General features: G+C 66.9%; 11 protein-coding genes. All 11 read left to right on the plus strand.

Translation table 11 applies throughout. The features are described 5' to 3' along the window. Positions 1–3: 3 nt before the first annotated feature. The gene (locus ACWF5H_RS16855; protein WP_452038241.1) at positions 4–1,605 is read left to right on the plus strand and encodes a flagellar hook-length control protein FliK; all 1,602 of its coding nucleotides are present in this window, start codon (positions 4–6) and stop codon (positions 1,603–1,605) included. A 13-nt stretch (positions 1,606–1,618) separates the two neighbouring features. Continuing rightward, the gene (locus ACWF5H_RS16860) at positions 1,619–2,134 is read left to right on the plus strand and encodes a flagellar hook assembly protein FlgD (RefSeq protein ID WP_452038243.1); all 516 of its coding nucleotides are present in this window, start codon (positions 1,619–1,621) and stop codon (positions 2,132–2,134) included. Positions 2,135–2,224: 90 nt separating this feature from the next. Further along, entirely contained in the window at positions 2,225–3,391 is a 1,167-nt protein-coding gene (locus ACWF5H_RS16865) for a flagellar hook protein FlgE (RefSeq protein ID WP_452038245.1), read from the plus strand. A gap of 212 nt (positions 3,392–3,603) precedes the next feature. Beyond that, complete coding sequence (locus ACWF5H_RS16870) at positions 3,604–5,463, plus strand: DUF222 domain-containing protein (RefSeq protein WP_452038247.1); 1,860 nt, start codon at positions 3,604–3,606, stop codon at positions 5,461–5,463. A gap of 101 nt (positions 5,464–5,564) precedes the next feature. Beyond that, positions 5,565–5,882 (plus strand): flagellar FlbD family protein, encoded by a 318-nt coding sequence (locus ACWF5H_RS16875; RefSeq protein WP_452038248.1) that lies wholly within the window; start codon positions 5,565–5,567, stop codon positions 5,880–5,882. Next, the gene (locus ACWF5H_RS16880) at positions 5,883–6,704 is read left to right on the plus strand and encodes a motility protein A (RefSeq protein ID WP_364644373.1); all 822 of its coding nucleotides are present in this window, start codon (positions 5,883–5,885) and stop codon (positions 6,702–6,704) included. After that, positions 6,701–7,798, plus strand: a complete 1,098-nt coding sequence (locus ACWF5H_RS16885; protein WP_452038251.1) for an OmpA/MotB family protein — start codon at positions 6,701–6,703, stop codon at positions 7,796–7,798. Before ACWF5H_RS16880 ends, ACWF5H_RS16885 begins: the two co-directional genes overlap by 4 nt. A gap of 193 nt (positions 7,799–7,991) precedes the next feature. Next, positions 7,992–8,840, plus strand: coding sequence for a flagellar motor switch protein FliM (locus ACWF5H_RS16890; protein WP_364644813.1), 849 nt, complete (start codon positions 7,992–7,994; stop codon positions 8,838–8,840). Continuing rightward, positions 8,837–9,535, plus strand: a complete 699-nt coding sequence (gene fliN / locus ACWF5H_RS16895; protein WP_452038253.1) for a flagellar motor switch protein FliN — start codon at positions 8,837–8,839, stop codon at positions 9,533–9,535. Before ACWF5H_RS16890 ends, fliN begins: the two co-directional genes overlap by 4 nt. Then, on the plus strand, positions 9,536–10,405 hold the full coding sequence (gene fliO, locus ACWF5H_RS16900; protein WP_452038255.1) for a flagellar biosynthetic protein FliO: 870 nt from the start codon (positions 9,536–9,538) through the stop codon (positions 10,403–10,405). Positions 10,406–10,407: 2 nt separating this feature from the next. Further along, positions 10,408–11,271, plus strand: a complete 864-nt coding sequence (gene fliP / locus ACWF5H_RS16905) for a flagellar type III secretion system pore protein FliP (protein ID WP_452038409.1) — start codon at positions 10,408–10,410, stop codon at positions 11,269–11,271. The last annotated feature ends 2 nt before the right edge of the window (positions 11,272–11,273 follow it).

Below are 11,273 nucleotides of genomic sequence, written 5' to 3' on the forward strand. Positions count from 1 at the left end.
CCCGTGAACTCCCTTCCCATCGCCCCCGCCGCTTCGCCGTCCCGCGGCAACGCGTCCGGTTCGCGCTCCTCCGGTCCCGGCTTTGACTCCGCCATGCAGGACGCGCTCCAGCAGGATTCGGCCTACAAGCCGTCCAAGCACGACGCCGCTGCCTCCACCGGGGGCCGCGCCCCGGCCGGCAGGGCCGCTGGACAGACCGGATCCGCGGCGGCTGGGACCGGCGCCGGTTCGACGCTTTCTGGGACCGGCGATCAGGCAACGACCGGACCTTCCGGCACCCCCGGAGACGCTAAAAACCCTGATGAAACCGCTGCAACGACGCAGAACCTCGGCGTCCCGGCGGGGTGGCCGCTGGCCGTCGGTCAAACCCTGTTGGCTGGCGACGCCGCAACTGGTGCTCCCGCGCTGGGTGAAGCTGCGGGAACGCCGACGGCGGCTGCCTCCGCCGACGCGCTGCCCACCCAGTTGGCGGGCACAGCGGGCACAGCGGGTACCGGCGGCACCGACGACTGGGTCGCCACGCTTACCTCTCCCGCCAACAGCGCAGGGACAGCCGCTGGCGCGGCGACAGCGGCCACTGCTGCTGCGCCACAGGCAGGCGCCGGCACGGCGGTTGCTGCTGGCCAGTCTGCTGCCGGCCTCGTTAACGGGACTGGCCCGGCTGCACCGGGAACCGGAGCCCCGGTCGGCGCTGGCACAGTTCCGGATGCTCTCGGAGCCACCACCCTCACGGACGCAACCGGTTCTCCGGGTGCTGCCTCTGCGTCCGCCGCGGATGCGCAGGCCGCCCAAAGGACCGCAGCCGCCTCCGCGCCCGCAGCCGTCGATGGGGAAGCACCCGAGAACCAGTCGGCTGGTTCGCTCGCGCAGACCGCCCCGGCCCAGCCACCCGCGCAGGCGACCCCAGCTGCACAGCTGCCCACCGGCGTCGTACTTCCCGGACAAATGCTCCCGGGCAGCGCGGCTCAGGGTGGAGCTGCTGCGACCGCAGGGGCAAGCGCAGCGGCCGTGGCAGCCACAGCTTCGGCCAACGGTGCCCGTGGTGAGGCAGAACAGCTGCCGGCCAACGGCCAGGTTCCGGTCGCAGCCCAGCCCGCCCCGGTGTCCCAACCCGCGGCGACGGCTCCGACCTCGGCGCCCGCTCCAGTACCGCCGCACCAGCAGTTGCCCTTCACCGCGCAGGTGGCCCGGCCGCTGTTCACCTTGGCGCAGGCCAAGCCGGGTGAGCACGTGATGACCATCAGCGTCACGCCGGACAATCTGGGACCGGTCACGGTTCGCGCCCATGTGACGGGGGAAGGTGTACGGGTGGAGCTGTTCGCGCCGAACGACGCTGGCCGCGACGCGCTGCGTGCCATCATGGCCGACCTGAAGCGCGATCTTGCGTCGACCGGCATGAACGCGAATCTGGATCTGTCCAACCAGAACCGGCCGAACGATGACCGACCCGGCACGCAGTTCGGGCCCGACGGCCGGCCTGCCGGCGGTTCGCAAGGCCAGCACGGGCTCTCGGAAACATCCGCCGGCGCTGCCGCTGACACCACCGATCCATCAGCCCTGAGACGTCCCTACGGGATTTCGACCAGCCTCGACGTGCTGGCCTGAGACAAGGAGAACCATGCCCACCGACTCAGTCACGCCCGTCGCGGCCACCGGGATGTACACCACGCCCCCGACGCGCGCGCCGAAGCAGACCATGGACGGCGAGATGTTCATGCACCTGCTGGTCACCCAGCTGCAGAACCAGGACCCCAGCTCGCCCATGGACACCAACCAGATGATCTCGCAGAGCACCCAGCTGGCCATGATGGAGAGCATCGCGACCATGACCACCACCAGCGAGGAAAACTTCTCCCTGCAGATGCGCGGCGTTGCCGCGGCGCTGGTCGGCCAGCAGGTGAGCTACTACGGCCAGGACGGCTCCCTGATCACCGGCACGGCCAGCTCGGTGTCCTACGCCGGGCCGGTCCCGCAGGTGATCGTGGACGGCAAGGAGATCCCGCTGGATCTGGTTGCCGGCATCAGCGCCGCCGCGCCGGGGGACCCCGGCGCTGGTCAAGGCGCTGACGACGCCGGTGCCTCCTCGGTTGGTTCCGGCACCGAGGGCTCGGGGACCAGTGGGGGCGCCGCCTGACTTGTTATGTCCTAACCCAGCTTTTGCAAGCAACAGATTTTTCCAGTCACTGAATCACTCGTCCGTTCCACGATCCGAAAGGCGCTGATCATGCTCCGCTCGCTCTACTCCGGAATCTCCGGTCTCCGCTCGCACCAGACCATGCTGGATGTCACCGGCAACAACATCGCCAACGTCAACACCACCGGCTTCAAGGCTTCCTCGGTCCAGTTCCAGGACACCCTGTCCCAGATGACCCAGGGCGCAGGCGGCCCGCAGGCCCAGGCCGGCGGCACCAACCCGGCCCAGGTGGGCCTCGGCGTGCAGGTTGCCGGCATCTCCACCAACTTCACCCAGGGCTCCTCGCAGGCCACCGGCAAAGCCACCGACATGATGATCTCCGGCGACGGCTTCTTCGTCACCAGCAAGGGCGGCGAACAGTTCTACACCCGCGCCGGCGCATTTGAACTGGACTCGAACGGCAATCTCGTTTCGCCGGATGGTGCGATCTTGCAGGGCTGGATGGCTACCGGCGGAGTTATCACAACGGGCGGTCCCGTCACCGCCATTGATCTGTCCCCGGATGCCATCTCTCCCGCCAAAGAGACAACCTCAGCCGTGATGGCTGGCAACTTGCCCTCCGATGCTGCCGACGGAACTGAGATGTTTCGCGACGTCGAGGTCTTTTCCGAAGACGGCACAAAGGGCACTTTGCAGCTGAAGTTCACCAAGGAACCCGGTTCGTCCTGGACCGTGACAGACGGGACTGCCACCGCGACCTTGACGTTCGGAGCGGACGGCAAGCCCACGGCGGCTTCCGATACATCGTTGGCTGGCGGCATCCCCGTAAATCTGGCTGCCATCACCGGTTACGCCGGGCTGAGCACGGTGGCCTTCGACAGCCAGAACGGCCACGCAGCCGGTTCGCTGGAGTCCTTCACCATGTCGCCGGATGGCACTCTGGTGGGATCTTTCAGCAACGGTGCCCAGGCCATCGTTGCCCAGGTCGCCCTCGCTAACTTCACCAACCCTGGCGGCCTCGAAAAGGCGGGCTCGTCGTCGTACCGCGTCACGGCGAACTCCGGCCAAGTTGAGTTGGGCACTGCTGGCAGCGGTGGCCTCGGCACTCTGTCCGGCGGCTCGCTGGAAATGTCCAACGTGGACCTCTCCCAAGAGTTCACCAACCTGATCGTTGCGCAGCGTGGCTTCCAGGCCAACGCGCGTATCATCACCACCTCCGACGAAGTGCTGCAGGAACTGACGAACCTGAAGCGCTAAGTTTTCGGAGGCCACAAGCCACCACCGAAGTGCAGCTGCCCGACCGTTCGCGGGCAGCTGCAGCGGCCGTCTGCACCGTTCGCAGGCGGCCGCTTTTTCTTGCCAGCGCGTTGTAATCCTCCGCCTGCCGATTCCCCTTTCGGCCCCCACTATCCCTACACATTGGGCTGTTTCGATAGTGGTTCGAATGTGTGTGCGAATAAAATTGTGGTATGGCGCTTGCACCGTTGGACCGGACCGGGGAGATGGAGGAAGCTCTCTCCGGGGTGCGCGCGGTGCTGCAGGATGTCGCCGCATGCTTCACCGCCGGATCCGGTTCGCTGAGCGCGCGGGAACTGGCCAACACGGTAGCGGCGGTCGAGGACGTTTCAAAGGTTGTGGAGTTCCTGCAGGCCGTAGGAGCCCAGGCGGTGGAGCGTGCGGACATCGCTTCGAACGGGGAAACCGCGGCCAGGCCCGGCGCCTGTGCGGACGCGCCTGATGCCTCCGGTGCCGCGGGGTGGGCGGACCCGGCTGCCTCCATCGCCGGCCCCGGAAACAGCGCCGGCGGCGCTCTCGACAACGCCCAAAGCCTTGAGCCAGCGGGGTCGGGCGGCGCGGGTCCGAAACAGCAACAGAGCCGGCGTAAGACCGAGTTCCGGAACAACGCCGAATATCTGCGCTCCCGGCTGGGGATCGGCATCGTCGAAGCGCGGCGACGGCTGCGGGTCGGAGCCGTGGTGACCGCGCAGGTGCGGTTCGACGGTGAACCCGGCGCCCCGGCGCTGCCGATGCTGGCTGAGGCGATGGCCGCCGGCGAAATCAGCGCAAACGCCGCGGCCCTGGTCACCGATTCAATCGGACGGGCCCGCCCCGCCGCCGATCCCACGACGCTGGAGGTGATGGAAGCGTCGCTGGTCCGGCAGGCTGCCGAGAGCGACGCCGACACGCTGGCGATGGTCGCGAAGACCTGGGAAACAGCGGTCGATCAGGACGGTGCCGAGCCCTCGGAAGACGAGCTGCGGTCCCGCCAAGGCATGTTCTACCGCGGACGCCGGCGCGGCTTGCACCAGTTCGTCATCAACACCACCGACGACCAGTACGAAGCCCTCGCCACTGTGATGAACAGCGCCGCGAACCCACGCATCCGATCCGACGCCATCGAAACCGCCGTGGAACAGGCTGAGGCCAACAGCAGGAGCGAACGTGCGCCGTCCGGAACGGGCGGCAACTACGCCGGCGCCGCTGGAGCGACGGATAAAGGCGGGGCCGGTACCCACGACCACGTCGCCAGCACCGCCGGAACCACTGAGTTCGACGCGCCCAGCGTTGAGGGCGGTTGCTCAGGCGAAATCCCAGCGGGCACCGCGAAGGGCAACACCGGGCTGGCCGACGAGGAGGATCGTGCGTCTGCGGAACACAGCCACGGCGACGTCGATCCAGCGGTCGTCGAGGCAATGGAAAGCTTCACCAGAGCACAGAAGCTTCTGGCCGGTCTGGTCGGTGCCTGTCGGATCGCCCTGAACACCGGCCAACTCCCGGAGTCCGGCGGACACCGCACCCAAGTCATGGTCACCGCCGGCTACGAACAGCTGGCCGGATTGCTCTCTGGCGGCGGAAGCGCCGTGTTCAACGGCCCGATCTCGGCCAAAACCGCGCGCCGAATGGCCTGCGATGCAGAGATCATCCCCGCCATCCTCGGCTCAAAGGGGGAGGTCATGGATTTGGGCCGGTCGCAACGGTTCTTCAACCGCGCGATCCGCCGCGCACTGCTCATCCGGGACAAAGGCTGCGCCTTCCCGGGATGCACCATGCCCGCACTCTGGACCGAAGCCCACCACATCGTGCCCTGGTGGGCCGGCGGCCGCACCGACGTCAACAACGGAGTCTGCCTCTGCAGCCTCCACCACGACCTGATCGAGCAAGGCAATTGGGAAATCAACGTGCTCAAAGGGATCCCGTGGTTCATCCCGCCCGACTACATCGACCCCGGACGCCACCCGCTGCGAAACACGTACTGGCAGACCCACATCCCGCCCCAGCCCCTCCGGAAGTCGCGGCAGACGCTGATCCCGCCTGTCAGCGCGGGGTGACACATCTGACAACCAGCCCACTTAGCTAACCGCGGGGCGTGCGCGGCCGAAGGTAGTAGTTAGCGGCTCACCGGAGCCCTCGAGAAACCTGGGATGGGCTGATGATCGTAGTAACGCGGCTGAATGACAGCCAGTTTGCGGTCAACCCTGACCTGATTGAGCGCATCCATGCCAACCCGGACACCACGTTGGTAATGGTGGACGGTGCCAAGTACATCGTCACCGAGACGATGAGCCAGGTCATCGAGATGATCGCCAGTTACCGCGCCTACGTGCTGCATCTGGCCCGCGATTTGCCGCCTTCAGTCCACCAGCACAGCCACCCCCAACTCGGCCTTGTGCCCCCTACGGCACCCGCCTCCGGCGACGACTCCGGGGACTCCGGTAACACTGTGCCGCTGCGCCCTAGGAATACGTAAATGGATCCCGCAACACTTATTGGCCTCCTGCTGGCCTTCGGCTCGCTCTACGCCATGATCACCCTCGAGGGTGCACACGTTGAGGCGCTCCTCATCCCTGCCCCGATGATCTTGGTCTTCGGTGCCACGATTGCCGTGGGTCTGGCCAGCACCACGCTCAAGGACGGTCTCCAAGCGCTCAAGACGCTGCCGCGGGCCTTTACCGGCAAGGTGGCGAAGCCGCAGGTAGTCATTGACCGTGTGGTCGAGTTGGCCGAGAAGGCTCGCAGCGAGGGCCTGCTGGCACTGGATGCAGAGGCTACCGAGGAGAAGGATCCGTTCATGCAGCGGGCCCTGCAGAACATTGCCGACGGCACCGACGGCGAGGAACTGCGGATCCTCCTCGAAGATGAAATCAGCACGAAAGCACGTGCCGATCGCCAGTCGTCTAAGTTCTACATGAGCATGGGCGGTTACGCACCGACCATCGGCATCATCGGCACCGTCGTCTCGCTGACTCACGTTCTGGAAAATCTCTCTACCCCGGACACACTCGGACCGATGATTGCGACGGCGTTCGTGGCAACGCTGTGGGGCTTGCTCTCAGCCAACTTCATCTGGCTGCCGATCGGCGGCAAGCTGAAGCGCCTCTCCGACCTGGAAACCGAGCGTCTGACCCTGCTGATGGAAGGCATGCTGGCCGTGCAGGCCGGTAGCCAGCCTCGACTGCTGGGGGAGCGGCTGCGGGCCATGGTTCCTGCACATGAGATGGGCACCGGCAAGCCGGCCAAGGAAGGCAAGTCCGGCAAGTCCGACGACAAGCCCGAGGCCAGAGCGGCATGAAGTCCCGACGGCCGCGCCGTCCGCTAGGCGAGGAAGAGGACGAGCACCCGGACGAGCGCTGGATGGCCTCGTACATGGACATGGTCACCGTGCTGATGTGCATGTTCATCGTGCTTTTCGCCATGTCCACGGTTGATGCAGCCAAGTTCCAGCAACTGGCCAATTCCCTGGCCACCGGCTTTGGTGTGGTCCGTACCCAGACCGTTGATACGGCTGAGGGTGTAGTGGTGCCACCGGAACTCATCGACGAAGACGGCCAGGGGTTTACCGCCGGTGACGCCGAGGAGGACACCGAAGGCGAGCAGAAGACCGATTTGGACCTGGCCATCCAGGAAGTCAACGACCTGCGGAGCATCCAGGAGAAGATCACCAAGGGATTGCAGGAAGAAGGACTGGAAAAGGCGGTCCGCTTCCAACTGGATGAGCGCGGCCTGACCGTCCGCCTGATCGGCAGCGAGACGTTCTTCGAGCCGGACTCACCGGTACTCACGCGGCAGACCATCAAGATCCTCAATGTGGTGGGCCCGGTACTGAAGCCTGTCGGCTACGAACTGAAGGTTGAAGGACACACGGCGCAGGTGCGCCATCTTGATCCCGGGGCCCTGGACTGGGAACTTTCCTCCGAGCGGGCAGTGAATGTGCTGCGGCATCTGGTGGAGGACAGCGGGGTGAAATCGAATCGGATCTCCGCCGTGGGTTTCGGCGAGTCCAGGCCGTTGAAGGCCAGCGGGAGCGATGAGGATCTGGCGATGAACCGCCGGGTCGACATTGTGGTGCTCTCCGGGCAGCCCGAAGCCATCCGGAACCTGATGCCCGAAGTGATCAAGGACCCTGCCGGTGCCGCCAAGGAGGCTGCCGCCGAACGGGCGGAAGCTGTCCAGAAGGCTGCCGAAGCCGACGCGGCAGAAAAAGCCGCGGCCGAGGCGGCGAAGGCTGAAGGCTCCGAAGGCCATTCGGCCGAGCGGGTGCCCGGCGAGCCCGGCGGAGGCTCCGGTGGGGGCACAATCGTCACCGGCGACAACAACGGCTCCGTCGGTCCGGCACCGAGCGCCACCTACGCACCGGCGCCGGGCGGGAAAACCGGCGACCACTGAGGGGCTGCGCTGCTGCCCGCAATAGGCGCGCAGCCAGCATCCGGCGCCAGGGACGGGGACGCTGGGGCGACCCCAATGCACCACATCTCGCGGACTCCTAACGTCCGCGATTTAGCTGCCGATAGTGCCTGCTGTGACGGTCCAGGAACATGCGCAATCTAGCGCGCCCGAAAAGCCGGCCAGAGCCGTCGAAGTGTACGACTTCCGGAGGCCAACCACTCTGGCGCGCGAGCATTCGCGCGTGCTGGAATTGGCCTTCGAAACGTTCGCCCGCCAGTGGGGCACCCAGCTGACCGCAAAGGTCCGGGTGATCTGCACGGTGACTTCTGAGCAGGTCCAAATGCAGACCTACGATGAGTACGCGGCCTCGCTGCCGGCCAGTACAGCCATGGTGCTCTGCGCTCTGGACGACATCACCGGCAAGGCGGTGCTCCAGTTCCCCACCAAGGCCGCGATGACCTGGGTGGACCACATGCTGGGCGGAAACGGCACCCACAACTACCCGGACCGCAAGTTCACCCAGATTGAACAGGCACTGGTCAGCCGGCTGATGGAAGATGCGCTGGAGGACCTGCGCTACTCGCTCGGCTCGCTGCTGACCACGCCGATCAGCCTGGACCAGATCCACTACAACTCGCAGTTCGCCCAGGCCGCTGCCACGAACGACCTGATGATCGTGGCCACGTTTGAGATCCGCGTGGGCGATCTGTCCGCACCGGCCACCGTGGCCATCCCGGCCGAGGTCCTGCTGACCCAATTGCGCGATTCGTTCGCCTTGAGCAGCCCGGCCAACGCCCGGAAACTGCTGGAGACGCAACTGGTGCAGATCCCGGTGGATGTGTCGCTGCAGTTCGCACCCATGCGCGTCCGCCCGGGCCAGGTTTTGGACCTGTCCGTGGGCGATCTGCTGCCGCTGCCGCATCCGCAGCACCGCCCGCTGGATGTTGCCATCAACGGCGAATGTCTGGCCCATGCCGCCGTCGGCGCCAACGGCAACCGCCTGGCCGGAGTCATTGTTACAACCGAGGAGAACGCCCGATGACACAGACCCAGACCCTGCAGGCTGCTGCCGCCGACGCGCTCCTCGGACTGCTGCCCACCAATACTCCGCTCTACGCGGTGCGCCAGGACGAGGGCGGGCCGCTGCCAGGACAGGTAGCCTCCGCCGTGGTCGGTTCCTTCGTGGGCGGCACCTCGGCCGATGTGGCGCTGGTCGTGGCCGACCAGGCCGCGCTTTCCGCCGCTGCTGGTACCGATTCCCCGCTGGTTTCCGCCGCGGACTTGCTGCGTCCGGCGCTGGAAGCTGCCACGTCGGTGCTCGGCGCCGGCGTGCTGGGGGAGGCGCACGTGGCCAACGCCGCAACGTTGTTCTCCGATCCGGAAGCAGCCGTCTTCAAGCTGACCGGCGGCGACGGCGAGGCCGGCGGCTGGTTCGCCATCCGGCTGCGCGAGAATGCTGCCGGCAGCGGTGTGGACGAGTCCGTGCTGGCCAAGCTGGGCCGCATCAACAACGTGGAGATGGCACTGACCGTCGAGATCGGCCGCACGCGGATGTCCGTGCGCGATGTGCTGAACCTCGAACCGGGCGGCGTGATTGAACTGGACCGCTCGGCCGGCGCCCCCGCGGACGTGCTGCTCAACGGCCGCCTGATCGCGCACGGCGAGGTTGTCGTCGTCGACCAGGACTACGCCGTGCGCATCACCAAGATCCTCGATGTGCCCGAAGGACTCCTCTAAATGGAGACCGTTGTCCTCTCCCTGCGGGTAGCGCTCTCGCTGGCCGTGGTGCTCGGACTGCTCTGGGTGCTGCAGCGCCGCTTCAGCCGCGGCGCCCGCACCGGCGCCCGCAAGCTGGTGCGCGTGGTGGAACGTCAAACCATCGGGCCGAAGGCCTCGGTTGTGGTGGTGGACGCCGACGGCCAGCGTTTCCTGCTGGGCGTGACCGACCAGGCCGTGAATGTTCTCGACACCCGCGAGGCGCCGGTGGAGGAAGAGGCGCAGCCCGCCCACCGGGCTCCGCAGACCGCGTCGGACAGCTTCGCCAGGCTGCTGGAATTGGCCACCGGCCGGGCGGCTGGCAAGGACCCAGCCGCTGGCCGCGCCCCGGTGCGCGCCGCGGGCAACGGCCAGGCAGCCGCCCAGTCAAAACCCCAGGCAGCCGCCCAGTACGACGGCGGTGCCTCGCCCCGCCGTGCCGCGGCATCTGCCGCCGGCGACGCCTTCGACCCGTTCGATGCCGCGGTAGCGGGCAGCTCAGCTGCTTCCCCCGCCGGCTCCACCGATGTCTCGCGCCGTGCGGCCCGTCGCGCCGCCGTGCAGATGCCGATGGATGCGGACACGCACGGCTACGACCGGCCGTCCGTCGAGCAGGAATTCGATGTCCCAACCTTTGACGAGCCGGGCCAGAAGACGGATGTCATTCCGCTTCGGCACGCCGGCCTGTACCCGATCGAGGGCGGGCGCCGCTCCGAACGCACCGGCCGCCGGGCCTCCCGGGCCGCCGGCTGGCAGGAACAGGGGCCGGATTCCCCGCTGGCCGGCTCCATTCTGTCCCCGTCCACGTGGAAGCAGACGGCCGAAGCGCTGAAGCAGGTCCGTTCGCGTTGAGCATCACCGGCACTCTGGCCCCGACGGCAGGCCGCTGGCCCCGTCTGGCCACCGCAGCACTCCTGGCATTACTGCTGGCAGTGCTTTTTGCCGTAGCCGCCGCCCTGCTTAACGCGCCTTCGGCTTTCGCGTCGCCGGTCGCCCCGGTGCCGCCGGTCGACCCGCTGGCACCAACGGAACCGGGCTCGCCGGATGGTGACGGCGGGTTCTCTGTGGAGATCAACGGTCCCAACGGCACGCCGTCGTCGGCCGTCATCACGCTGCTGGGCATCACGCTGCTCTCGGTGGCCCCGGCACTGCTGCTGATGATGACGTCCTTCACCAAGATCTTCGTGGTGCTGGCGATGACACGGAACGCGCTGTCCCTGCCCTCGATCCCGCCGAACCAGGTGCTGGCCGGGCTGGCCCTGTTCCTCTCCTTGTTCATTATGTGGCCGGTGCTGACCCAGGTGAACGAGCTTGGCGTGCAGCCGTACATGGAAGGGACCGAGACGTTCACGGACGCCATCTCGGCCGCCGCCGCGCCGCTGCAGGACTTCATGCTGGCGCATACCCGGCAGGAAGACCTGGCCCTGATGATGCGGGCCGCGGACCTGCCCAACCCGGAGAACCCGGCGGAAGTGCCGCTGCAGACCCTGATCCCGGCGTTCATGATTTCGGAACTGCGTGCCGCGTTCATTATCGGGTTCGTCATCTTCGTGCCGTTCCTGGTGATCGACCTGGTGGTCGCCTCGGCGCTGATGTCGATGGGCATGATGATGCTCCCGCCGGTGATGATCTCGCTGCCGTTCAAGATCCTGCTCTTCGTGCTGGTGGACGGCTGGGGCCTGATCATCACCGCCCTGGTCGGAAGTTACGGTACCTAGCT

Source organism: Arthrobacter sp. NPDC055138, from assembly GCF_053607305.1.